At 64.6% G+C, this 24149-nt stretch carries 26 protein-coding genes; 7 read left to right on the top strand and 19 right to left on the bottom strand.

What is annotated here, in order from left to right; genetic code table 11:
• Nucleotides 1-28: 28 nt before the first annotated feature.
• Nucleotides 29-661: a 23S rRNA (uridine(2552)-2'-O)-methyltransferase RlmE gene (gene rlmE / locus AC1KVG_RS17445; RefSeq protein ID WP_043889169.1), complete on the bottom strand. Its 633-nt coding sequence runs from the start codon at nt 659-661 to the stop codon at nt 29-31.
• Between the two features lie 65 nt (nt 662-726).
• Between rlmE and yhbY the strand changes: the two genes are divergently transcribed.
• Entirely contained in the window at nt 727-1032 is a 306-nt protein-coding gene (gene yhbY, locus AC1KVG_RS17450; protein WP_006453307.1) for a ribosome assembly RNA-binding protein YhbY, read from the top strand.
• Between the two features lie 15 nt (nt 1033-1047).
• Nucleotides 1048-1428, top strand: a complete 381-nt coding sequence (locus tag AC1KVG_RS17455; protein ID WP_481095226.1) for an Mth938-like domain-containing protein — start codon at nt 1048-1050, stop codon at nt 1426-1428.
• A 168-nt stretch (nt 1429-1596) separates the two neighbouring features.
• Here AC1KVG_RS17455 and AC1KVG_RS17460 read toward each other — a convergent pair whose 3' ends face one another.
• The 4 genes from AC1KVG_RS17460 to surE are packed head-to-tail and all read right to left on the bottom strand — an operon-like array spanning nt 1597 to nt 4459.
• Complete coding sequence (locus AC1KVG_RS17460) at nt 1597-2373, bottom strand: peptidoglycan DD-metalloendopeptidase family protein (RefSeq protein WP_481095227.1); 777 nt, start codon at nt 2371-2373, stop codon at nt 1597-1599.
• Nucleotides 2370-2984, bottom strand: a complete 615-nt coding sequence (locus tag AC1KVG_RS17465; protein WP_006453310.1) for a YqaA family protein — start codon at nt 2982-2984, stop codon at nt 2370-2372. The genes AC1KVG_RS17460 and AC1KVG_RS17465 overlap by 4 nt, the downstream gene beginning before the upstream one ends.
• An 18-nt stretch (nt 2985-3002) precedes the next feature.
• On the bottom strand, nt 3003-3683 hold the full coding sequence (locus AC1KVG_RS17470; protein WP_006453312.1) for a protein-L-isoaspartate(D-aspartate) O-methyltransferase: 681 nt from the start codon (nt 3681-3683) through the stop codon (nt 3003-3005).
• Nucleotides 3680-4459 (bottom strand): 5'/3'-nucleotidase SurE, encoded by a 780-nt coding sequence (gene surE, locus AC1KVG_RS17475; RefSeq protein WP_481095228.1) that lies wholly within the window; start codon nt 4457-4459, stop codon nt 3680-3682. The genes AC1KVG_RS17470 and surE overlap by 4 nt, the downstream gene beginning before the upstream one ends.
• Before the next feature lie 99 nt (nt 4460-4558).
• Between surE and AC1KVG_RS17480 the strand changes: the two genes are divergently transcribed.
• Entirely contained in the window at nt 4559-5098 is a 540-nt protein-coding gene (locus AC1KVG_RS17480) for a Smr/MutS family protein (RefSeq protein WP_333921353.1), read from the top strand.
• A gap of 123 nt (nt 5099-5221) precedes the next feature.
• Here the strand turns inward: AC1KVG_RS17480 and truD are convergent, their stop codons facing one another.
• The 9 genes from truD to AC1KVG_RS17525 form a co-directional block, all read right to left on the bottom strand.
• Nucleotides 5222-6325: a tRNA pseudouridine(13) synthase TruD gene (gene truD, locus AC1KVG_RS17485; protein WP_481095229.1), complete on the bottom strand. Its 1104-nt coding sequence runs from the start codon at nt 6323-6325 to the stop codon at nt 5222-5224.
• A gap of 250 nt (nt 6326-6575) precedes the next feature.
• Complete coding sequence (gene ispF / locus AC1KVG_RS17490) at nt 6576-7067, bottom strand: 2-C-methyl-D-erythritol 2,4-cyclodiphosphate synthase (protein WP_115038668.1); 492 nt, start codon at nt 7065-7067, stop codon at nt 6576-6578.
• A 146-nt stretch (nt 7068-7213) separates the two neighbouring features.
• On the bottom strand, nt 7214-7978 hold the full coding sequence (ispD, locus tag AC1KVG_RS17495) for a 2-C-methyl-D-erythritol 4-phosphate cytidylyltransferase (RefSeq protein WP_481095230.1): 765 nt from the start codon (nt 7976-7978) through the stop codon (nt 7214-7216).
• Nucleotides 7975-8337, bottom strand: coding sequence for a cell division protein FtsB (ftsB, locus tag AC1KVG_RS17500; protein ID WP_154844590.1), 363 nt, complete (start codon nt 8335-8337; stop codon nt 7975-7977). The genes ispD and ftsB overlap by 4 nt, the downstream gene beginning before the upstream one ends.
• 3 nt (nt 8338-8340) lie before the next feature.
• Complete coding sequence (gene eno / locus AC1KVG_RS17505; protein ID WP_006453319.1) at nt 8341-9633, bottom strand: phosphopyruvate hydratase; 1293 nt, start codon at nt 9631-9633, stop codon at nt 8341-8343.
• A 125-nt stretch (nt 9634-9758) separates the two neighbouring features.
• Nucleotides 9759-10121, bottom strand: coding sequence for a hypothetical protein (locus tag AC1KVG_RS17510; protein WP_115038660.1), 363 nt, complete (start codon nt 10119-10121; stop codon nt 9759-9761).
• The gene (kdsA, locus tag AC1KVG_RS17515; protein WP_006453321.1) at nt 10118-10948 is read right to left on the bottom strand and encodes a 3-deoxy-8-phosphooctulonate synthase; all 831 of its coding nucleotides are present in this window, start codon (nt 10946-10948) and stop codon (nt 10118-10120) included. Before kdsA ends, AC1KVG_RS17510 begins: the two co-directional genes overlap by 4 nt.
• Nucleotides 10949-11152: 204 nt before the next feature.
• Complete coding sequence (locus tag AC1KVG_RS17520; protein WP_023903735.1) at nt 11153-12817, bottom strand: CTP synthase; 1665 nt, start codon at nt 12815-12817, stop codon at nt 11153-11155.
• A 190-nt stretch (nt 12818-13007) separates the two neighbouring features.
• On the bottom strand, nt 13008-13250 hold the full coding sequence (locus tag AC1KVG_RS17525) for a hypothetical protein (protein WP_006453323.1): 243 nt from the start codon (nt 13248-13250) through the stop codon (nt 13008-13010).
• Nucleotides 13251-13411: 161 nt separating this feature from the next.
• Between AC1KVG_RS17525 and parE the strand changes: the two genes are divergently transcribed.
• Together parE and AC1KVG_RS17535 are read left to right on the top strand one after the other, a co-directional pair.
• Nucleotides 13412-15301 (top strand): DNA topoisomerase IV subunit B, encoded by a 1890-nt coding sequence (gene parE / locus AC1KVG_RS17530; protein ID WP_074057659.1) that lies wholly within the window; start codon nt 13412-13414, stop codon nt 15299-15301.
• Nucleotides 15302-15672: 371 nt separating this feature from the next.
• Entirely contained in the window at nt 15673-17187 is a 1515-nt protein-coding gene (locus tag AC1KVG_RS17535) for a S10 family peptidase (RefSeq protein ID WP_481095231.1), read from the top strand.
• Nucleotides 17188-17438: 251 nt separating this feature from the next.
• On the opposite strand, the gene AC1KVG_RS17540 is transcribed toward AC1KVG_RS17535, so the two are convergent.
• The 3 genes from AC1KVG_RS17540 to AC1KVG_RS17550 form a co-directional block, all read right to left on the bottom strand.
• A complete protein-coding gene (locus tag AC1KVG_RS17540) occupies nt 17439-18200 on the bottom strand; it encodes a YdcF family protein (RefSeq protein WP_006452780.1) in 762 nt (253 codons plus the stop codon).
• A gap of 123 nt (nt 18201-18323) precedes the next feature.
• Nucleotides 18324-19451: an inorganic phosphate transporter gene (locus tag AC1KVG_RS17545; protein ID WP_104549334.1), complete on the bottom strand. Its 1128-nt coding sequence runs from the start codon at nt 19449-19451 to the stop codon at nt 18324-18326.
• A gap of 9 nt (nt 19452-19460) precedes the next feature.
• Nucleotides 19461-20087 carry a DUF47 domain-containing protein gene (locus AC1KVG_RS17550; protein ID WP_006452783.1) on the bottom strand — a complete coding sequence of 209 codons (627 nt, stop codon included), beginning with the start codon at nt 20085-20087 and terminating at the stop codon, nt 19461-19463.
• A gap of 274 nt (nt 20088-20361) precedes the next feature.
• Here AC1KVG_RS17550 and AC1KVG_RS17555 point away from each other — a divergent pair, with 274 nt between their 5' ends.
• Both AC1KVG_RS17555 and AC1KVG_RS17560 read left to right on the top strand, forming a co-directional pair.
• A complete protein-coding gene (locus tag AC1KVG_RS17555; protein WP_006452784.1) occupies nt 20362-21702 on the top strand; it encodes a hemolysin family protein in 1341 nt (446 codons plus the stop codon).
• A complete protein-coding gene (locus tag AC1KVG_RS17560; RefSeq protein WP_023903729.1) occupies nt 21686-22357 on the top strand; it encodes an exopolysaccharide biosynthesis protein in 672 nt (223 codons plus the stop codon). The genes AC1KVG_RS17555 and AC1KVG_RS17560 overlap by 17 nt, the downstream gene beginning before the upstream one ends.
• A 35-nt stretch (nt 22358-22392) precedes the next feature.
• On the opposite strand, the gene AC1KVG_RS17565 is transcribed toward AC1KVG_RS17560, so the two are convergent.
• Together AC1KVG_RS17565 and AC1KVG_RS17570 are read right to left on the bottom strand one after the other, a co-directional pair.
• Nucleotides 22393-22893, bottom strand: coding sequence for a pyridoxamine 5'-phosphate oxidase family protein (locus AC1KVG_RS17565; RefSeq protein WP_006452786.1), 501 nt, complete (start codon nt 22891-22893; stop codon nt 22393-22395).
• Nucleotides 22894-22953: 60 nt separating this feature from the next.
• Nucleotides 22954-23955, bottom strand: coding sequence for an LLM class flavin-dependent oxidoreductase (locus AC1KVG_RS17570; RefSeq protein ID WP_481095232.1), 1002 nt, complete (start codon nt 23953-23955; stop codon nt 22954-22956).
• Nucleotides 23956-24149 lie beyond the last annotated feature (194 nt).

The following is a 24149-nucleotide window of genomic DNA, read 5'->3' on the forward strand; positions in this document are numbered from 1 at the left end:
TTCTTGAAACACGGTGGTCATTGGCAGCTTACTTGATCTGGGCACGCTTGCCCTGACCGAGCGCATAAACTTCCGGGGAGCGCTTGCGCGAGGCCGCCGGTTTGCGAATCGTCACCTTCTCATAGCGGCGGCGAAGCTCGCGAATGTAGTCGTCGGATCCAACACCCTGGAACAGCTTGATCAAAAATGCCCCACCCGTCTTGAGGTGGTTGTCGGCAAATTCCATCGCCAGTTCCGCCAGGTGCATCATCCGCGGTTGGTCGACCGCATCCATGCCACTCTTATTGGGGGCCATATCGGACAGAACAAGGTCCACCGGCACATCGCCCAACATCGCTTCGAATTCCGATAGGACGGCTTGTTCCCTGAAGTCGCCATGAAGGAACTCCACCCCGGCCAGCGGGGGCATCTCCAGGATGTCCAGCGCCAGTACCCGGCCGGTGTCGCCGAGCGACCTGCGCACCTGCTGGCACCAGCCGCCGGGCGCGGCGCCCAGATCGACCACCACCATGTCCGGCTTGAGCAGGCGGTCGCGCTGAAGCAATTCCTCCAGCTTGTAGGCGGCACGCGAGCGCATGCCTTCGGCCTGAGCCTTCTTCACGTAAGGGTCGGCGAAGTGTTCCTTGAGCCAGCGCTGGCTGCTTTTACTGCGGGAGGGCATTGGCAAAGGGGTCCGAACGGGTCGCCATGATACCCTGAACACCCTTTGCTTCCCTTTGATCCTGCATGTCCATTGTTCTCACCTCCGCCCAGAACCGTTTCCTGCGCGGCCAGGCCCACGATCTCAAAGCACTGCTGCAAACCGGCGGCAAAGGGGTCACGCCGGCATTTCTGGCCGAACTCGAGGAAGTGCTCGAGCGCCACGAACTGATCAAGGTGAAGGTGGCATCGGAGGATCGCGAGGCCCGCGACGCCATGATTGCCGACATTACTCAAAAGACCGGCAGCGCGCTGGTGCAGCGGATCGGCCATGTCGCCATTCTTTACCGCCCCAGCAAGGAAAAGCGCCAGATCGTGTTGCCGCGCGGCTGACCTGACGAGTTCGTTATGCCTTTAAGCCAGGAACATCCCGACTACACCTATGCGCTGCGCGCGGCCGATGGCCGCCATGCCAAGGTGAACGAGCGCATCTTGCAGCAGAGCTTCATCCTGATGCCCGATGAACTGGTCGAACGCTGGCCGGTGCCCAACCTGGAACAGCTTCAGGCCGGGCATATGGACGCGGTGCTGGCGCTGTCCCCGGCGGTGATCCTGCTTGGCACCGGCGAGCACCAGCAGTTTCCGACCACCGATGTCCTGGCGGCCTGCCTGACCCGCGGCATCGGGCTGGAAGCGATGACCAACGCGGCCGCGGCGCGCACGTATAACGTGCTGGCCAGCGAAGGCCGCCGGGTGGCGTTGGCGATGATTCTTGAGGGACGGGATTAGGGAGTCGGGATTGGGGATTCGTAAACGCAGGCTGGAGCAGGTTTCGCTCTCAGGCGAACGGCGGCAGCGATGCCTCAAGCGATTTTCCTGCCGCTAGAAAGCGCCTTTCAAGCAGTACCACCAGCCCAGCGCCGTTGCCGTTGCGAATCCCAAATCCCCACTCCCGAATCACTTCTTCGGCAAATACAGCAGCGGATCGACCGGCTTGCCGTTGTAGCGAATCTCGAAGTGCAGCATGTCGCGGGCGGCACCGCTGCGACCCATCTCGGCGATCTGCTGGCCGGCCTTCACGCTCTGGCCTTCGTTGAGCAGGCGCTTGCGGTTGTGCCCATAGGCAGACAGCCACTGATCATTGTGTTTGATGATGATCAGCTCGCCATAGCCGACCAGGCCGGCGCCGGAGTACACCACCACGCCATCTGCGGCGGCACGTACCGCCTGCCCGCTGGCACCGGCGATATCCACGCCCTGTTTGGTGGTCTCGCCAGCGACGAAGGTGCCGACCACCACGCCATCAGCCGGCCAGCGCCATTGGAATCCACTACTGACCGGTGCAGCGATCGGTGCAGTCGGCCGCGGCGGAACTACCGTGCCGGCCGTCGAGGTGCTGCTGCCCGGCCTGCTGGCACCACCCGGATACAGCTTGAGCGTCTGGCCGGGATAGATGGTGTTCGGTGAAGACAGCCCGTTCCAGGCCGCCAGATCCGGCGCAGTGATATTAGTCCGACGCGAAATGGCGTACAGCGTGTCGCCGCGCTGGACGGTGACGGTCGCACCTGGGCGCGGCACCGACGCACGCGCAGCCGTAGACGGACGCGAGGAAGACGAACCACCGCCGGCGCCTGGCGAACGCACCACCGTGGCGCTGCTGCAGGCGGTCAGCCCGATGGCGACCACGAGCATGACTGCTGTCTTACGTAACGAATTCATCTGCAACGTGCTCATCCGTTCATTGTCTTCCACACCAACCACCCTGCGCCCGCGGCCAGGACGGCCATGGCCACCCAGCCCAGCGGCTCGATCCAGCGATGCAGCGCTGCTTCGGCGCGTGCGCCACCCAACCGGATCGCGCCGGCCACCAGATACACGCGCTTGCCGCGCCCCACCAGCATGCTGGCGATGAAGGGCAGGATCGGCACACCGACCACGCCCGAGGCCCAGGTAAAGATCTTCAAAGGAATCGGGGTGAAACCCACCAGCACCAGTGCCCAGAAGGCCTTCCACGGCGACTCTGCCACCAGCGCGCGCAGCATCTCGATCTGCGCCTGGATCTTCACGCTCCAGCCCAGCCATTCGATCACCGGCTGCAATGCGGCAAAGGCGAAATGGCCGAGCAGATAGCCGACCAGCGCGCCGCACACCGAGCCGATCAGGCTCAAGGTGGCGAACCACAACGCACGCTTGGGCTCGGCCAGCGACATCGGCGCCAACATCACTTCCGGCGGCACCGGAAAGATGAAGCCCTCCACGAAACTGAGGCCGGTCAGTAGCGCGGGTGCGCGCCGGTTGCGCGACCAACGAATGGCCACGTCGTACAACGGCCCGAAGATCTTCATCGAGGAACTCTCATGGATTCAATCCAGCATGCCCGACAACAGCGGGACGAACGTGACCGGCGCCAGAACCTGCTGTTCGATCGCGCCGTCGGCACCACGTGTGAGTTGCATCAGCGATTGCGAAGACGCGCCACCGACCGGGGCGACCAGACGTCCGCCGACCGCCAGTTGATCGACCAGCGCATCCACCAGCGCCGGAGCGGCAGCCGTGACCACGATGGCATCGTAGGGACCATGCTCGGGCCAGCCGATGCGGCCGTCGTCATGCTTGCTGCGCACGTTCATTCCCAGATGGCGGAAGCGCTTGCGCGCCTGCCGCAGCAGGTCGCCGATGCGCTCGACGGTGTAAACCTCCAGGCCCAAAGCGGCCAGGATCGCGCCCTGGTAGCCAGAGCCGGTGCCCACTTCGAGCACTTTGGTCGGGCCAACCTGCAGCACCGCCTCGGTCATGCGCGCGACCACCCAGGGCTGCGAGATGGTCTGGCCGTGGCCGATCGGCAATGCGGTGTCTTCGTAGGCGCGCGAGGCCAACGCTTCATCGATGAACAGATGCCGCGGCACGGTACGCACCGCGTTGAGCGTGGCCTCGTCCTGGATGCCGGCCTCGCGCAGGCGCTCGACCAGCCGGTCGCGCACGCGTTGCGAGGTCATGCCGATCCCCACCGACTCCGGTTGCAGCAGACGCAGCCTCGGCGTCATGCCGGTGCGTCCAGTGCGGCAGTCAGGCCACCGACCCAGCCGGCCACGGTTTCCAGCGCCTGATAGCGGGTGAGGTCGACATGGATCGGGGTGATCGAGATATGCCCGGTGCGCACGGCGTGGAAATCGGTGCCGGTGCCGGCATCCTGCTCGGGACCGGCCGGGCCGATCCAGTACACGGTACGGCCGCGCGGATCGCGTTGCGGCACGCAGGGCTCGGAACGGTGGCGGTTGCCGAGCCGGGTGACTTCGAAACCGAGCAGATCCGACCAGGCCAGATCCGGCACGTTGACGTTGAGAATGGTGTCGGCGGGCAAGGGATCGGATTTGAGCCGCGCCACGATCTCCACCGCTGCGCGCGCGGCGGTTTCATAGTGATGTGCTTCGTGGTTGTGCGTCACCAACGAGACCGCCACTGCGGGCAAGCCGAGAAAGCGGCCTTCCATCGCGGCCGACACGGTGCCCGAATAGATCACGTCGTCGCCGAGATTGGCCGAGTTGTTGATGCCGGAGACCACGATGTCCGGGTCGTAATCGAGCATGCCGGTCAGCGCCAGATGCACGCAGTCGGTCGGTGTGCCGGCCACTGCGCAGGTCTGCGCGTCGATGCGGCGGGTGCGGATCGGCACGTCCAGCGTCAGCGAATTGCTGGCGCCGGAGCGGTCGCGGTCGGGGGCGACCACCATCACTTCATGACCGGCACGCCGCAGCGCCTCGGCCAGAATCTGGATGCCGGGGGCGTCGACACCGTCGTCGTTGCTAACCAGTACGCGCATGGGACTCCTCGGAAAACCGGGTCATGATACCGGATGCGTCCCTCGCCTTCGCGCTTGATCTTCGCTTGCACCTGAGGTTGGGCACGTTACGCTGTGAGCATGTCGCATCCTGAAGACGAAGACGACGGCGCGCTGTTCCGCGCAGCGATTGGCGCGGTCAAGCCGATTCGTGAAGTCGCCCCCCCGGCCAACGCCAAACCGCGCCCGAAGCCGCGCGCGCGCATGGCCGAGCGCGACGACGCCGAAGCGCACACCGAATTCGCACGTCTGCTGCGCGACAGCGCGCCGTTGGAGGCGGGCGACACCGCCAGTTATCGGCGCGAGAATCTTCCCACCCGCTTGTTTCAGCGGCTCAAGCGTGGCCAGTTCTCGATCCAGGACGAACTGGATCTGCATGGCGCCACCGCAGCGCAAGCCGAGTTGTTGTTGCGGCAGTTCCTGCTCGATGCGCATGCGCACGAACATGGCTGCGTGCGCATCATCCACGGCAAAGGCCTGCAGTCCGATAACGGCGCGCCGGTGCTGAAGAACCTGATGGACCGTCTGTTGCGCCAGCGCAACGATGTGCTGGCGTTTCATTCGGCGCCGGCCACGCAAGGCGGCACGGGGGCGTTGTTGGTGTTGTTGGCGCGGCGTTAGGGAAGATGCGCTGGCGCGTTGTTCGGTTTTATCGGTAACGCCCGTCGCGGCCAGGGCCGCTCCTACAACGCCTCGGCTCCGGCAACGTTTGTTTGCGCTGCGCGTCGCCGCACGACGCAAAACTCAAGTGTCGGAACGGACATTGGCCATGCCGCGACCTGCGTCGATCACCTCGCCCAGCTCCCACAGCACCGCGGTGGCGTAGCAGCCCGGCGGCAGTGCGAATTCGACCTGCAGGGTCTGCGCATCCAACCAACGGTAGTCCAATCCTTGCGGGCGCAGACGCAAGGCGCGGCGCTCCTGCTTCAAGCCAGCGGCTTCCAGACCGATCCGCAGCGCCTCGGATTGCGGATCGGACAACGCGCCCCGCTCCACTGCGGCAGCCTGGTCGGTGGAACGCAGTTCGCCCACGCCCCACAACGGGCCACTGGGATGGATATCGAAACGCGCCAGCCGCTCGGCCAGCACCTCGCTCCACGGCTCGGGGCCGAACACGCTGCGTGAGCCATCCAGCATCCAGGCCTCGCCCTCCAGCGCGGCGTCCCAACTGCCCTGCTCCACGCGTGCAGTGAGCACGCGATTGAACAGTGCCGAGCGCGCCGCCGACAGCAATATCGAACGTTGATCGTTGCGCAGACGCCGCTTCGGTGCCGGCACCAACGCCCCCTCGGCATCCTGCATGTAGCCGAACATCGCCAACGCCGATGCCACGTTGCCGCCATCGCGACCAAAGCGTTGTTCGCCAAACCAGTTGGGAATGCCGCGTGCAGCGATCGCCTGCAAGCGTTGCTCGATCGCGCCGCGTTCGCCCTGCACCTGGCGCAGCGTCAACACAAAGCGATTACCGTGCAGCGCGCCGCGTTGCAGCTTGCGGTTGTGCCAGGTGCTGTCGACCACCTGCATTTCGTCGTCGTCGAGCGCAGCGATGTCCGGCGCGATACGTTTGGGCAGATGCACGCTGAAACGCTGCGTGGTCACCGCATGGCGATCCTTCAAGCCGGCGTAGCTGACGCCCATTTCCGCAATGCCCGCCCACAGCGCAAGTTTCTTGGCGATATACGCGGTGTTCTGGCCACGTTTGCGCACGCTGAGCAACAGGTGCTCGCCTTCGCCGGAGGCTTCGAATGCAGGCAGCTCATCGACCTGAAAATCTTCGGGCGTGCTGCGCATTGCTGCGCCAAGGACCGCAGCGCCATGCGCGCGCGGCAGGAGAGAGGTGTCGCTCATGCTGTGGTTACCTTCGCGCCGACGTGTCGTGCGCTGTGTGCCGAATGCCTCGGCGCGGTGGTGTCGCGTTGCAACGCCGAGGCGAGCCCGGCGTGCGTGACTACGAGTTAGAGCGGCTAAAAACCTGGCCGGCAGGCGTCAGGTGAGTGTGGACGGCACGCTCGGAACCGCAGGGTACGCGTGCTACATGCTGTAACGAGCATCGGTCGCGCCCGCCTGACGATGAGCCCCGTTGTTTCGTTGGTCGCCGTCAGGCTGCGATCCTGCCGAGCAACACCGCCGCCTGCGCAGCAATGCCTTCGCTGCGACCGGTGAAACCGAGTTGTTCGCTGGTGGTGGCCTTGACGCTGACCGCATCGAGCTCGATCGCCAGCAGGCCGGCGATGCGTTCGCGCATTGCCAGCGCATGCGGGCCGATCTTGGGGCGCTCGCAGATCACGGTGATGTCGGCATTGCCCACGCGCCAGCCACGCTCGCGCAGCAAGTGATCGCAGTGCTGCAGGAACTGCGCGCTGTCGGCGTCCTTCCAGCGCGCGTCGGACGGCGGGAAATGCTGGCCGATATCGCCCAGCGCCAGCGCGCCCAGCATCGCATCGCATAGCGCGTGCAGCACCACGTCGCCGTCGCTGTGCGCGAGCACGCCATGGCTGTGCGCAACGCGCACCCCGCCCAGCATCACGTGGTCGCCCGCGCCGAACGCATGCACGTCGTAGCCCTGACCGATTCGAACATTGAAAGACATGGAAAATCCGTGGTGAGTGAGAGTGCCCAACAACAGGGAGCAAGCTGTCGTTTAGGTCGGCATGGACGTTGCAAAGAGAGCGCAGTGTACGAGTGGCCTACACAGCCGGTTCCGCAAACCGGCCTCGCAATCGTTCGACAGCCGATCTAAACGTCGTGATTGGCACCGGCAAACACCGCATCGTTGCGTATAGCCACTAATTCGGCATCCACCGCCACGCCGCGACGTGCCAGTTCGAATTCGAAGCGTGCCAGATCCACCGGCGTGGTCACCTTGAAGTTGTCCTCGGCACCTTCCACCAGCAACGGACGCAATCCCAACCGTTCCATCGCCATCGCCTCGTCGGTCACATCCACGCCAGCGGCCGATGCTTCGGTGAGGCCACGGATCAGTTGATGGCGACGAAACAGCTGCGGGGTCAGCGCGCGCCACAGACGCTCGCGCGGCTCGGTGGCATCAATGCCGCCATCGTCGCCGGCCCGCTTGAGGGTATCGCGCACCGGTGCGGCCAGGATCGCGCCGACCGGATCGCCGCGACCGATTTCCAGCAAGCGCTCCAGATCGGCCAGCGCCAGATTGGGACGTGCGGCATCGTGCACCAGCACAAAGTCGTCGGCGCGCACGCTCTCGGGCAAGGCCAGCAATCCGGCCAGTACCGATGCCGCACGGGTCACGCCGCCCACGCAGGTCAACACCGGCTTGGACTGCACCGCCGTCCAGCCCGGCCAGTCGGCATCGTCGGGCGCGATCACTACGACAATTCCGGCCACTACCGGATGCGCTGCCAGTGCCGCCAGCGTGTAAGCCATCAAAGGCTGACCAGCAGCATGCAGATATTGTTTGGGGGTCTGCCCGCCAAAGCGCGTGCCGCGCCCTGCGGCCGGCACGATCGCCCAGATCGAACCGGTCATGGCTGTTCCACCGGAGCGGTTGCGGCGGGCGCCTCGGGTTCGGTCGACGGTGCGGCCACTGCGGGCGGCAGCGGCGGCGCATCCTCGACCACGCGATAGAACGTCTCGCCCGGCTTGATCATGCCCAGCTCGCTACGCGCGCGTTCCTCGATTGCCGCCTCGCCGTCCTTCAAATCCTTCACCTCTGCTGCCAACGCCTGGTTGCGTTGGCGCAGACCTTCGTTGTCCTGTGTCTGATGCGCGACCTGGGCTTCCAGCATCATGACTTCGCCGGAATTCCCAGGCCCGAACCAGAAGCGGTACTGCAGCCAAGCCAGCAGCACCGCCAGCACCAGCAGTAGCCAGCGCCAGTTGCGCACGGCTTATCGCTTGATCGAAACGAACGCGTCGCGGCCGGCATAGCGTGCGCCGGAACCCAACGCCTGCTCGATGCGCAGCAACTGGTTGTACTTGGCGACGCGATCGCTACGGCACAGCGAACCGGTCTTGATCTGCGTGGCGGTGGTGGCCACGGCGATATCGGCGATGGTGGTGTCTTCGGTTTCGCCCGAACGGTGCGAGACGATCGAGGCGTAGTTGGCCGCATGCGCCATCGCGATGGCTTCCAGCGTCTCGGTCAGCGTGCCGATCTGGTTGACCTTGATCAGGATCGCATTGGCGGTGCCCGAGTCGATGCCCTGCTTGAAGATCTTCGGGTTGGTGACGAACAGATCGTCGCCGACCAGCTGCACCTTCTTGCCGACACGGTCGGTGAGCAGCTTCCAGCCCGCCCAGTCGTCCTCGGCCAGGCCGTCTTCGATGCTGATGATCGGGTACTGCGCGACCCAGTCGGCCAGGAAGTCGACGAACTGCTCGCTGGTCAGGCGCTTGTTCTCGCCGACCAGGTTGTACTTGCCGTTGTCGTAGAACTCGCTGGAAGCCACGTCCAGGCCCAGCAGGATGTCTTCGCCAGCGGTGTAGCCGGCCTTGCCGATCGCTTCGAGGATGGTGTCCAGCGCTTCGACATTGCTGCGGAAGTCCGGCGCAAAGCCGCCTTCATCGCCCACTGCCGTGCTCAGGCCGTGGCCCTTGAGCACCGACTTGAGCGCATGGAAGATTTCGGTACCGGCACGCAGCGCTTCGGAGAACGAGCTGCAGCCGACCGGCAGCACCATGAACTCCTGGAAGTCGACGTTGTTGTCGGCGTGCGCGCCGCCGTTGATGATGTTCATCATCGGCACCGGCAGCGACACATCGGATTCGGTAATGGTGGACAAGTACTGCCACAGCGGCTGCTTGCGCGAGGCGGCCACGGCATGCGCGGCGGCCAGCGACACACCCAGCAACGCGTTGGCGCCCAGGCGGCCCTTGTTCTCGGTGCCGTCCAGGTCGATCAGGCGACGGTCCAAGCCCTGCTGGTCGGCCGCATCGAAGCCCTTGAGCGTCTCGGCAATGGTGCCGTTGACGTTCTGCACCGCATGCAGCACGCCCTTGCCCAGGTAGCGGGTCTTGTCGCCATCGCGCAGTTCCACCGCTTCCTTGGTGCCGGTCGAGGCGCCCGAGGGCACAGCGGCGCGGCCGAACGAGCCGTCTTCCAGCGTGACTTCGGCCTCCAGCGTGGGATTGCCGCGAGAGTCGAGGATTTCGCGGGCGAGGATCTTGGCGATAGTGGTCATAGGAACGATCGGTTACCAGTAAGGGGGGAAGTACACCGGAAACAAGCTGCGGGATTATCGCCGCACACCGGCACATTGCCAAATCGCATTCAGCCGCCGCACGCGACAGGCCGGCGAACATGCCGCTAGGCCATCAAGCCCAGCAGCGGTAAACCAGACAGCAGCAGCAAGACCGACAGCAACACCAGCGCAACGATCGCTGCGCCGGATTGGCGAGCCAACCGCAACGCCAGCGGGCCGGCGATCAGGCAACTTGTGATCGCTACCGCGGCCAGCAGCAGCGTGACCAGCATTGGCACCCGCGTGGCCCGCATGGCATGGTCGCCGTCGCCCGGCATGCCCATGCTGGCAGCGACCAGCACCGTCATCGCGGCCATGCACGCCCACGCGGTGATCGATGCGACCAGCGCGATCCAGCCCCAAGGCCAGTGGCGCCACTGCCGACGCTGGCGGCGCGACGCGGCCAGCGCCCACGGATCGGAACTCATGCGAAGCGCGCGAACCCGTGCTTCTTGGTCACTGCGTCCAGTTCCATCAGGGTCTCGAGCAGTTCCTCCATGCGGTCCAGCGGCCACGCGTTGGGGCCATCGGACAGCGCCTTGGACGGATCCGGATGGGTTTCGGCGAACAGCCCAGAGATACCCACCGCCACCGCAGCGCGCGCCAGCACCGGCACGAACTCGCGCTGACCACCGGAACTGCTGCCCTGCCCGCCCGGCAACTGCACCGAATGGGTGGCATCGAAGACGACTGGGCAGCCGGTGTCGCGCATGACGCTCAGCGAGCGCATGTCGCTGACCAGATTGTTGTAGCCGAACGAGGCGCCACGCTCGCAGACCATGATCTGCTCGTTGCCGGTCGACTTGGCCTTGTCGACCACCGGCTTCATGTCCCACGGCGCCAGGAACTGGCCCTTCTTGATGTTGACCGGCTTGCCGGCCGCGCAGACGTTCTTGATGAAGTCGGTCTGGCGCACCAGGAAGGCCGGGGTCTGCAGAACGTCGACGACGGCGGCGACCTCGTTCATCGGGGTGTATTCGTGCACGTCGGTCAGCACCGGCACGCCGATCTGCTGCTTCACCGCAGCCAGCACCTTCAGGCCCTCTTCCAGGCCAGGGCCGCGGAAGCTGGTGCCGGAGGTGCGATTGGCCTTGTCGAAGCTCGACTTGAAGATGAAGTTGATCCCCAGCTTGCCGGTGATCTCCTTGAGTTTGCCGGCCACGTCGAGCTGCAGCTGCATCGACTCGATCACGCAGGGGCCGGCGATCAGGAACAACGGCTGATCCAGGCCAACGTCGAAGTCACACAGTTTCATCAGGTCACCTTGTTGATTGAAGCCCCTCTCCCATCGGGAGAGGGGCTGGGGTGAGGGTATGGTTGCGAAGCGCTTGTGAAGCCCGATGGTTTGCCCTGGCTGGCGCGTGGCGACGCGTTCGTCATGGTTGCCATCTTCCGGTTTACTGCGGCGCCCCTCATCCGGCGCTTCGCGCCACCTTCTCCCGATGGGAGAAGGAAAATCTCAGGCGCGCGCTTCCTTCAACAACTTGCCGCCCGCCTTCTTCTCGCGCGCGGCGCGCACGAAGCCGATGAACAGCGGGTGCCCGTCGCGTGGTGTGGACAGGAACTCCGGGTGCGCCTGGCAGGCCAGGAACCACGGGTGCGTCTCGCGCGGCAGCTCCACCATTTCCACCAGCGTGTCGTCCATCGACTTGCCGGAAATCACCAGGCCGGCATCTTCCAGCTGGGTGCGGTAGCGGTTGTTGAACTCGTAGCGATGACGATGCCGCTCAGCCACCACGTCCTTGCCGTACACCTCGCGTGCCAGCGTGCCCGGCTTCAGGCGCTGCTCCTGCAGACCCAGCCGCATGGTGCCGCCCAGATCGGACTTCTCGTCGCGCTTTTCGACTTCGCCGGTGGCGGTACGCCATTCGGTGATCAGGCCGATCACCGGGTGCGGCGACTGGCGATCGTTCTCGGTACTGTTGGCCGCATCCAGATTGGCGACATGGCGCGCATAGTCCACCACCGCGGCCTGCATGCCGTAGCAGATACCGAAGTACGGCACCTTGTGCTCACGCGCGTACTTGGAGGTCTGCACCTTGCCTTCGAAGCCGCGATCGCCGAAACCGCCCGGCACCAGAATGCCGTCGATGTCCTGCAAGGCGGCCATGTCGCTGCCTTCCAGATCCTGCGCTTCCAGCCACTTCAGATTGACCTTGGTGCGCTGGCGCAGGCCACCGTGCCGCAATGCTTCGGCCACCGACTTGTAGGCGTCCTGGTGATCGACGTACTTGCCGACCACCGCAATGGTGACTTCGTCCAGCGGATGCTTGACCGCATCCACCACCGCAGCCCATTCGGAGAGATCGGCCGCGGCGACCTTGTCGCGCAGCTTGAACTGATCGATCACCAACTCGTCCAGGCCCTGGCGGCGCAGTTCCAGCGGCATGCCGTACAGCACGTCGATATCCGGGCAGCTGATTACCGCGCGCTCGGAGACGTTGGTGAACAACGCGATCTTGCGGCGTTCCGAATCCGGCACCGCCTGCTCGGAGCGGCACAGCAGTACGTCCGGCTGGATGCCGATCGAGCGCAGTTCCTTGACCGAATGCTGGGTCGGCTTGGTCTTCAACTCACCGGCAGCAGCGATGTACGGCACCAGGGTGAGGTGCATGAACATGGCCTTTTCGGCGCCGCGCTCGGTGCGCACCTGGCGAATCGCTTCCAGGAATGGCAGCGACTCGATATCGCCCACGGTGCCGCCGATCTCGATCAATGCGACATCGAAACCTGCGGTGGCCTCGTCAATGCAACGACGGATCTCGTCGGTGATATGCGGAATCACCTGTACGGTGGCGCCCAGATAATCGCCGCGACGCTCCTTGCGGATCACGTTCTCGTAGATCCGGCCGGTGGTGACGGAGTTCTTGCGCGAAAGGCGCGTGCGCACGTAGCGCTCGTAGTGGCCCAGATCCAGATCGGTCTCGGCACCGTCGTCGGTGACGTAGACCTCGCCGTGCTGGAACGGGCTCATCGTGCCCGGGTCCACATTGATGTACGGGTCCAGCTTCATCATCGTGACCTTCAGGCCACGCGCTTCAAGAATGGACGCAAGCGAAGCGGCCGCAATGCCCTTACCCAACGAGGACACTACGCCGCCTGTAACAAAAATCAGGGGGGTCATGGGGCTTGAAGCCTCCCGGAAAGCCATAGTTTAGCGGGTGACGGACGAATGCCCAAGGGTTGCGTGACGCCGCTGCGATCACGCAGTGACAAACGCGCGCCGCGTGGGCCGCAAATGCAGACGCCCCGACCTAGGCCGGGGCGTCTGTGGAGCAGATGACCGATGTGAAGCCAGCCGATGCGCAGCGCGATCAGCGCGCCGGCTTCTTTTCTTCCTCTTCCTCGGGCAGCGCGGCATCGGCCTTGGGCTTCTGCGCGGCAGCGGCGGCACGGCGCTCGGCCTTGCGCTCGGCTTCGGTCTTGGCCTTGGCGTCGTCGGCCTTCTGCGCGGCGGCGCCCTGGCCCGTCTGCTGCGGAGCGGCCTGGGCCATGGCAGGAAGCGCCGCGACTGCGGCCGCACCCAGGGTGAGCATCAGAATGTGCTTGAACTTCATGGTGTCCTCCGGTTTCGGTGACATCCTCAGGTGGGGACGTTTGGTTCCGAATCCAACGCCAGGGTATCCAGCCGCACCCCGCCCTGCACTGAACGCCTGTCGCGTGCAAAAAAACGGTTCTGCCCCCACACTTGCGCGTCGTTTCACGTGCCAAGAGATGCATGAACACCCGTTATAACGCCGCCGATATTGAAGTGCTGTCGGGCCTGGACCCGGTCAAACGCCGTCCTGGCATGTACACCGACACTGCGCGCCCGAACCATCTGGCGCAGGAAGTGATCGACAACTCGGTCGACGAGGCGCTGGCCGGTCACGCCAAGCAGGTCGAAGTGACCTTGTTCAAGGATGGCAGCTGCGAGGTCTCCGACGACGGCCGCGGCATGCCGGTGGACATGCACCCGGAAGAGAAGATTCCCGGTGTGGAGTTGATCCTGACCCGGCTGCATGCCGGCGGCAAATTCAACAATCGCAACTACACCTTCTCCGGCGGCCTGCACGGCGTGGGTGTGAGCGTAGTCAATGCGCTGTCGACCAAGGTCGAGCTGTTCATCAAGCGCGAAGGCAGCGAGCACCGCATGGAGTTCCGCGACGGCATCGCCGCCTCCAAGCTGGAAGTGGTCGGCACCGTCGGCAAGAAGAACACCGGCACGCGGCTGCGCTTCTGGGCCGACCCGAAGTACTTCGACACGCCCAAGTTCAACGTGCGCGCGCTGCGCCATCTGCTGCGCGCCAAGGCGGTGTTGTGCCCCGGGCTGACCGTCAAGCTGCATGACGAAGCGACCGGCGAGCAGGACAGCTGGTACTTCGAAAATGGCCTGCGCGACTATCTGAAGGGCGAGATGGCCGAGCACGAGATGCTGCCGGCCGACCTGTTCGCCGGCAGCCTGAAGAAGGACACCGAGATCGTCGACTGGGCTGCAGCCTGGGTGCCGGAAGGCGAACTGGTGCAGGAAAGCTACGTCAACCTGATTCCGACCGCGCAGCACGGCACCCACGTCAACGGCCTGCGTTCGGGCCTGACCGATGCGTTGCGCGAGTTCTGCGACTTCCGCAATCTGCTGCCGCGCGGCGTCAAGCTGGCGCCGGAAGATGTGTGGGACCGGGTCACCTTCGTGCTCAGCCTGAAGATGACCGACCCGCAGTTCTCCGGGCAGACCAAGGAGCGTCTGTCCTCGCGTCAGGCCGCCGGCTTCATCGAAGGCGCCGCGCACGACGCCTTCAGCCTGTACCTCAATCAGAACGTGGAGATCGGCGAGAAGATCGCGCAGATCGCCATCGATCGCGCCAGTGCGCGCCTGAAGACCGAAAAGCAGATCGTCCGCAAGAAGGTCACCCAGGGCCCCGCCCTGCCCGGCAAGCTGGCCGATTGCATCAGCCAGGACCTGTCGCGTACCGAGTTGTTTCTGGTCGAAGGCGACTCGGCCGGCGGCTCGGCCAAGCAGGCGCGCGACAAGGATTTTCAGGCGATCCTGCCGCTGCGCGGCAAGATCCTCAACACCTGGGAAGTGGCCTCGGGCAGCGTGCTGGCGTCCGAAGAAGTGCACAACCTGGCGATCGCGATCGGCTGCGACCCGGGCAAGGACGACATCAGCGGGCTGCGCTACGGCAAGGTCACCATCCTGGCCGACGCCGACTCCGATGGTTTGCATATCGCGACCTTGTTGACTGCGCTGTTCTTAAGGCATTTCCCGGCATTGGTGGCTGCCGGCCATGTGTTCGTGGCAATGCCGCCGCTGTTCCGTGTGGACGTGGGCAAGCAGGTGTTCTACGCGCTGGACGAGGAAGAAAAGACCACGCTGCTGGACAAGATCGCGCGCGAGAAGATCAAGGGCCAGGTCAGCGTCACCCGCTTCAAGGGCCTGGGCGAGATGAATCCGCAACAGCTGCGCGAATCGACCATTCACCCGGACACGCGCCGGCTGGTGCAGCTGACCATCGACGATGGCGAACAGACCCGTTCGTTGATGGATATGTTGCTGGCGAAGAAGCGCGCTGGCGATCGCAAGCAGTGGCTTGAGAGCAAGGGCGATCTGGCTTCGCTGGAAGTCTAAAAGATACGGAAAGGGTAAAAACATCGGAAGTTAAAGCCCCTCTCCCCTCGGGAGAGGGGTTGGGGTGAGGGTACGGGCGAAGCCACTCTGTAATGGATGACACGAGGCTTCGCCCGTACCCTCATCCGCCCCTGCGGGGCACCTTCTCCCGAGGGGAGAAGGGTGTGCTATCGATTTTCTTTGACGTGGATGCTTATTTCAGCGGACTGCGAAAACCTCACCCCTTGGGTCAGACGGCTGCCTGCTTCGGCACATACTGCTGCAGGCCAGGCAAGCCACATCGGTCAACGCGACACACATGCCTTTGTGCACATCCACCGAGCGCTGCCGGGGCCTAGCATCGTCGCTCCCCTGTTCGAACCTCGATCGCCATGCCCTCTTTTCTCCGTGCCAGCCTGCTGGCCTGTGTCCTGCTCAGCGGGACGGCGCTGGCCGCTGCGCCAGATAAAAACGATAGTAAAAGCGACGCCAAAAGCGATGCAAAACCCGACGCAGCGGCATCCAAGCCTGCGCCGTTGCCGGCCGATGCCAGCGTGCGTCAGAGCACGCGCGTGGCCGGCCGGACGCTGAGTTACACCGCCACCGTCGGCACGCTGCCGGTACGCGACGCGCAAGGCAAGACCACCGGCGAGGTGGTATTCACTGCCTACACCGTGGATGGCAAGGACCGGCCAGTCACGTTCGCATTGAACGGCGGGCCCGGCGCGTCGTCGGTGTATCTGAACATGGGCGCGATAGGGCCGAAGGTAGTGGGTTTCGGCGCCGAAGGCGATAGCGCCTCGGCACCGGCAGCATTGCGCGACAACCCCGGCACCTGGCTGGACTTCACCGATCTGGTGTTCATCGACCCGGTCGGCACCGGCTTCAGCCGCTCCCTGATCGGCGACGACGATGCCAAGAAGCAGTTCTACAACCCGCAGGCCGACGTGGAATACCTCTCGCGCGTGGTCTACGACTGGCTGCTCAAGAACCGTCGTCTGCAGGCGCGCAAATATCTGGTCGGCGAAAGCTATGGCGGCTTCCGTGGCCCGCGCATCACCCATTACCTGCAGACCCGGCTGGGCGTGGCGATGAACGGTGTGGTGCTGGTGTCGCCGTATCTCAACCCGACCCTGGACGACAACAGCGATGTGTCGCCACTGGCATGGATGATGACGCTGCCCTCGATCGCCGCCGCGCACCTGGAGCGCCAGGGCAAGCTCAGCGACAGCGCCATGCGCGAGGTGATCGATTACACCCGCGGCGACTACGCGGTGGCGCTGATGAAAGGACGCACCGACCCGCAGGCCAGCGAGGCGATGCTGCAGCAGGTCACGCGCATGACCGGGCTGGATCCGGCCTATGTGCGGCGCTCCGGCGGACGCCTGGAAACGCAGGCGTATCTGCGCGAGGTGTTTCGCGACAAGGGCGAACTGGGCAGCCGTTACGACTCCAACGTGACTGCATTCGACCCGTTCCCGAACGATCCGGAGCAACGCGCCAACGACCCGTTGCTGGACAGCATCATCGCGCCGACCACCACCGCGATGGTGGACTTCGTCACCCGCGTGGTCGGCTGGAAGGTCGACGCGCGTTATCAGGCGCTCAATTACGACGTCAACAAGCTGTGGGACTGGAACGACGAACTGCGCAAGGGCGCGGTGACGCAACTGCGTCAGTCGGTGGCGATCGACCCGAAACTGCGCGTATTGATCGCGCACGGCTGGAACGATCTCTCCTGCCCGTTCATGGGCTCGGTGCTGACGGTGGATCAGATGCCGGCGATGGGCAACGACCCGAAACGTGTGCAGGTGCGCGAGTATCCGGGCGGCCACATGTTCTACAACCGCGCCGACAGCCAGACCGCATTCCGCAACGACGTCAAGGCGATGTACGAAACACGCTGAGCGCAAGCATCGCCAGCCGCACACGCGGCTGGCGATGCTGCAGGCCGGTTGCAGCAAGCGAATGCGCAGCAGTCGCAAAGCCACCGTGCCAAGCCGTTACTTTTCCCGGCCGCCGCGCATGCGTTGCTCCCGTCGAGATCTCCACGGCACCAGGCAACGTTGAAAATAAATCAGCCGCGCACACCAGGACGCACGCCGGCTTTTACGAATCTCGAATCTCGAATCTCGAATCCCGAATTCCCAATCCCGGCTCACAACTCCCCAGGCAGCGTAGCCTTCACATTCCAGCCCAACCACTCGTAGACCCGATAGCGCGCAATGCCCAGATACTCGTGCAAGGCGACATCGGCCACGGTGAAGTTGTAGCTCTGCGGCAACCAGGCCCAGGAGGCGGTCAACCAGTCCGAGCGCACCGGCGTGGCCTCGATGCCGAAGTGACGGAAGTAGAGTTCGGCGCGGCGCAGATGCGTGGCCGACGACACCAGCACCACCCGATCGGCACGGTACTTGCGCAGCAACGGCTGGCTGAACTGCGCGTTCTGCCAGGTATTCATGCTGGACGGCTCCATGATCAGATCGGCCTGATCAATGCCTATCCCGATCAGCACCTTTCGATACACCACCGCTTCGGACAGGCCCAGCCCGCGCGCGTCGCCGCCGCTGATCTCGATCTTGCAGTCGCCGCCATGCGCGCGGCATTGCCGATACAGCCGCGCCGACTCGACGATGCGGCCGTAAGCAAACATGTTCGCTTCGGCGGTGGCATCCGGGCCATCGGGCCGCACCGTGCCCGCGCCCAGCAACACGATCATGTTGCGCGCGCGCCAGTCGTTGAAATCGTTGACGCCGGTCTGCTGCAAGCCGTGCAGCATCCAGCTCGACAAGGGACCGCAACCGACCAGCAGCAGCAACGCCAACGTGGCCGCCGCCAGCGCGCGGGCGCTGCGCCGCCAGCGCCGGCGGCCGATCAGCCAGGACAGCAGGAACAACACGCACACCAGCGCAAGCATCATCGGCGCGTTTTCCTCAGGCAGAACGCGTTAGAACATCAGTGTCGAACGGGATGACCTGCAACAGGACCACCCGCAATCAGCGCCGTATCGTCGCCGACCGAGGTGACCAGGCTACGACAGCGCTCAGGTCCAGCCAAACCATTCAAAGCAACGCAGGATCAGATACGCCACGCCGCCGGCGGCCGGGATGGTCAAAATCCAGGCCCAGACGATGCGCTCGATCACGCCCAGCCGCAGCGAGCGTGGATTCTTGGCAAAACCCACGCCCATGATCGCAGTGGAAATGCTGTGCGTGGTCGATACCGGCATGCCGAAATGCGCGGCCACGGTGAGCACGGTGGCCGAGCTGGTTTCTGCGGCAAAGCCGTGGATGGGGTGCAGCTTGACCATCTTGTGGCCGAGCGTCTTGATGATCTTCCAGCCGCCCGAGGCGGTACCGGCGGCCATCACCACCGCGCAGGTCAGCACGATCCACATCGGGATGCCGTCGCCGGCTCCAATGCCGGTACCCGGATGCAGGAAGCTCAACCAGCTCGGCAGATCGTCCAGTGCACCGGCCGACTGCGCGCCGATCAGGGTCATGGCGATGATGCCCATGGTCTTTTGCGCATCGTTGTGGCCGTGCGCATACCCCATGTAGGCGGCCGAGGCGATCTGCGCCTTGCCGAAGAAGGCGTTGACCCAGCGCGGACGCGCCAGCCGGCCGATCGGCCCGCCGAGCTTGGCCATGCCGGCGATGATCGCCCACAGCAGCAGCATCACCACGATGCCGAGCAGGAAGCCGGCGATCGGCGAGGTGATCATCGGCACGAACACCTTCCACAACAGGCCCTTGTTCTTGGCCCAGTTGCCGATGTTCTCCGACCAGATCAGCGCGTCCCAGTTGTTGTGCGCCGCAGCCAGGCCGGCGCCGCACAGGCCACCGATCAAGGCGTGCGAAGACGACGACGGCAGGCCCTTCCACCAGGTGATCAGGTTCCAGATGATGCCGCCCAGCAGCGCGCACAGAATCACCTGCGGGGTGACCTCGACCACGTTGGTGTTGAGCAGGCCGGAGGCGATCGTCAGCGCCACGGCGGTGCCGGTGAGCGCGCCGATGAGGTTCATGCCGGCGGCCAGCATGACCGCCCAACCCGGCGACAACACCTTGGTGGCGACCACGGTAGCGATGGAGTTGGCGGTGTCGTGGAAGCCGTTGATGAATTCGAATACCAACGCCGCCAGGATCACCACCAGAACTAGGGTAAGCACGCGGCGACCTCAGCTGTTCTTCAGCACGATCTGGTACACCACCACCCCTGCCTCGCGGCAACGGTCGATGGCCTTTTCCAGAATCTCGAAGAATTCCTTGAGCAGGAACATCTGCAGCGTGTCCAGGCGGCCGGAATAGATGTCGCGATACAGCTCGAGCATCAGCCGGTCGGCTTCGTTTTCCAGCATGCGCAGCTTGTCGTTGAGCGCGGTCATGCGATCGATGTTCATCTGCGGCAGGTCGGTCACCATCTCCACCACGACGGCCGCAGCCTGTTCCAGCATCGCCGCGCGCGGCGCGAAGTCGATGTGCTCCAGATGCTTGGTGGCCAGCGAATAGCGGTCGGCGAATTTCTCGACCTGCTTGGGGATCTTGTACAGCGCCGAACCCAGCGCTTCGATGTCCTCGCGCTCGATCGGGGTCATGAAGCTGTCCACCAGCGCCTGGCCGATTTTGTCCGAGGCGGCGCGTTCGCGCAGGCGGGCCAGCTTGAAGGCGTCCAGCGCGGGTTGGCGGTCGGACGTGCGCATCATGGCGTGCAAGGCCTTGGTGCTGTCGTAGGCGGCCTGCGCCGCTTCGTTCAGAAGCGCATAGAACTGCTTGCCGGAACCGAAGATGGTCTGCAACGAGAACATGGGTGAAGAACTTCCTGCCGTCGAGGGAGAGACGGACGCCGAGGGCGAATTATGACCGTTCCATGACGTGTCTGGATATCTCGGTGCCTGGGGCGGCCTTCACATGCGCATTTCCCGGTTCGAACCACCCTGCGGTTTGCTAACATGCTCGCGCGCCTTCGGGTGCACCCTATGGAAGACGACCCCCTACCCTCCCGTTGCCGCCCCGCCCTCGTGCGCGCCGGCCAACCTATTGCTCGCCCGCCCTCCCCTTCACTGACCGGGGAAGACGCCCGTGGTTGAGTTTCTGATCGTTATCGCGCTGATTTTGTTGAACGGCTTCTTCGCCATGTCGGAGATGTCGCTGATGACCTCGCGCAAGAGCCGCCTGAAGCAGATGGCCGGCTCCAGCAAGCGCGCCGCGCGGGCCCTGGCATTGGCCGAAAGCCCGGAAAACTTTCTGTCCACGGTGCAGATCGGCATCACCTCGATCGGCATCCTGACCGGCCTGTTCGGCGGCGAAGCCATCGGCGAGGCGATCGGCGAGCGGCTGCAGTTGGCCTTCCCCGCGCTGTCGGCCACTTTCTCGCTGGTTGGCGAGCCCAAACCGTATTCGGCGGTAATCGGCAGCACGCTGGCGGTAGCCTTGATCACCTTCCTGACGCTGATCTTCGGCGAACTGGTCCCCAAACGGCTGGCGCTGCGCAATTCAGAAGACATTGCCGGCGTGGTCGCGGTGCCGATGGCGTGGCTGGCAAAAATCGCCGCACCCGGCGTGTGGGTGCTGGCGCGCTCGACCCGGTTGGTGCTGCGCATGCTGGGCATGGGCAAGGACGAATCGGCCTCGGTGACCGAAGAAGAGATCCGCATGCTGGTGGCCGAAAGCCACGAAGCCGGCGTGATCGACGCGCACGAGCGCGACATGATGAATCGCGTGATGCGGCTGGGCGACCGCACCGCCGACAGCCTGATGACGCCGCGTAACCGCATCGCCTGGCTGGATGCCAATGCCGAGCCGGAACGCAACCTGCAGATGATGCGCGAGCACGAGTTCTCGCGTTACCCGGTGTATCGCGGCAGCGACCAGGACATTGCCGGCGTACTGGAAGTCAAATCGCTGGTCACGCGCATGGGCGGGCACGGCGAGAATCTGTTCCAGGCGCTGCGCGACACCTTGTTCGTGTCCGAATCCACGCATGCGATGAAGCTGCTGGAGATCTTCCGCGAAGAACAGCAGTCGATGGCGCTGGTGGTGGACGAATACGGCGAAATCCGCGGCCTGGTGACCATCAGCGACCTGATGGGCGCAGTGGTCGGCCGTCTGCAGGCGGTGGAAAACACCGACGAAGACGCGCTGGTGATCACGCGCGCCGACGGTTCGTTACTGATCGACGGCTCGCTGCCGGTGGAAGAACTGCGCGAAGTGCTGGGCGCCGAATTGCCCGAAGCCGACGAGGGCGATTACCACACGCTCGCCGGTTTGTGCATCTACTACTTCGGGCGGATTCCGCAGGCGGGCGAGTTCTTCGATTGGGCCGGGTGGCGTATCGAGATCGTGGATCTGGATGGCGCGCGCGTGGACAAGCTGTTGCTGAGCCGCATCGGCGATGAGGACAGCGATGACATCGTCGGATAACGGCGCGCCGCCATCCGATGATTCCGGCGGCGAACACATGCGGTATCGCAACGAAGGCATCCGCAGCCTGCTGGCGGCCTTCAGCGAGGGCGACCCGAATCATGTGTTGCGTGTGCGCGAGATTCTGGCCGATCTGCAGCAGAGCGCGTTTGGCGTGTTTCTGTTTCTGGCGATCCTGCCCTCTTTTATTCCGATTCCCGGCGTGGCCGGCGGCATCAGCGGCCCGCTGACAGTGCTGATCGGCGTGCAGATGATGTGCTGCCTGCGCAAGCCGTGGGTGCCGCGTTTCATCGGCGATCGTGGGCCGCGCCGCAGTACCAGCCAGCGTTTCGTTGCGCGGCTTGCACCGACGTTGCAACGCCTGGATCGGCTGCTCAAGCCGCGTCTGCACGGCATGCTGGATCGTATTCCGGCGCAGGTGTTCACCGGCTTGCTGCTGGTACTGGTCGGCATCTTGCTGACGCTGCCGATCCCGTTTACCAACTACATTTTCGGCCTGATCCTGCTGTTGTTCGCGCTGGCCCTGCTGGAGCGCGATGGCGCCTTGCTGCTGGTGGGCTGGGCGGCGGCGCTGGTGTCGGTGGCGGTGTTCGGGGTCACTTCCGACCAGCTGCTGGATCTGGTGCGCGATTGGTGGCCGGTCGCCTGGCGCTGATGCGCGAGACGATCGGCACACCCGATCGGTCGCCGTTACTTCAGATCGACCACACGGTTGTCTGACAGGCTGCCCGTGTCGTCGGTGACTGCCGTCATCACGAAGTACAGCGCCTTGCCCAGCAGCCCGCTCGGGCCATCCCAATATTCGGCCGATTCGGCACGCACGTGGATCAGACGCAGATTGGGGTCGTCCTTGCCACCCGGAAAAAACACCTTCATTGCCGGCGACCAGAGTTCATCGATCTTGGCGCGGTCATTGACCACGCGTGCGGTACCGGCGACCGACACATAGCTGTTCTTCGACGCCGAGGCATACGCCACATTCACGCGCGGATCGGCGGCAATCTCTGCCACCTTCGGGCTATCTGCAGCGGTGGCGAACCACAGGTCGCCATCGAACTCGACTTCCTGCGTGCCCAACGGCCGGCTCACCAACTTGCCGTCGGCCGAGACGGTGGTGAACATCGCAATGTCCACGCCGCGGATCAATTCCGCCAACTGCTTGATGCTCTCGCTGCGTTGCTGAAGGTGCATGCTGGTCTTCCCAATGGATGTGCACACATCTGAGCGGATCGCCGCGCAAAGCGACGTGAATCACGCAGTGGTCACGTCCAGTTCGCGGCAGGCGATGGCGGCGATTTCGAACGAGCGCAGACGCGCGGCATGGTCGTAGATGTTGGCGGTGAACAACAGCTCGTCCGGCGTGTGGCGGTCGATGAACTCGGCCACGCCCTGCGCGATCTGCTCGGCATCGCCCAGCACCGTGCAGGCCAACGCGCGCTCCACACCGGCACGTTCGTGCGGCTGCCAGAAGCTGTCGATATCGTCGATCGGCGCGGGAATCTTGCCCGGCTTGCCGCGACGCAGGTTCACGAAACTCTGCTGCTGGGTGGTGAACAGGCGGCGCGCCTGCGCCTCGGTCTCGGCGGCCACCACGTTCAAGGCCAGCATCACGTGCGGCTTGGCCAACTGTGCGGACGGGCGGAACTCGCGGCGGTAGATCGCCACGGCTTCGTCCATCGCATCGGGTGCGAAGTGCGAGGCGAACGCGAACGACAGGCCCATCGCTGCGGCCAGGCGTGCACTGAACAGGCTGGAGCCCAGCAACCACACCGGTACGTCCAGCCCGGCGCCCGGCACTGCCTGCACCAGTTGGCCCGGCACCGCCGGTGCGAAGTAGCGCAGCAGCTCGGCCACGTCCTGCGGGAAGTGATCGGCACTGTCGAAATAGCGGCGCAAGGCGCGCGCGGTGGGCTGGTCGGTACCGGGCGCGCGGCCCAGGCCCAGGTCGATGCGCTTGGGATACAACGACGCCAGCGTGCCGAACTGTTCGGCCACCTGCAGCGGCGCATGATTGGGCAGCATGATGCCGCCGGCGCCGACGCGGATGGTCTTGGTGCCACCAGCCACATGACCGATCAGCACCGCAGTGGCGGCGCTGGCGATGCCTGGCATGTTGTGGTGCTCGGCCAACCAATAACGCTGATAGCCCCAGCGCTCGGCGTGCTGGGCCAGATCGAGCATGTTGGCGAAGGCGTGTGTGGTGTCGCTGCCTTCGCAGACCGGCGCCAGGTCGAGCACGGAAATGGGCGTCATCGGATGACTCCGGGGAATGAATGATGTGCAAGAGATGGGGCTGGCCGGCCGGCATTGCTACCCGCTCAGGTGGCGCTGAGGGGATTACAGCATTCCAGTGGTCGAACAGCGGGGATGGTTTATGGAGGCGTTACTCCCTTCTCCCCTGGGGAGAAGGTGCCCCGCAGGGGCGGATGAGGGTACGTGCGAAGCCT

It is taken from the genome of Xanthomonas sp. NCPPB 3959 (assembly GCF_056675575.1).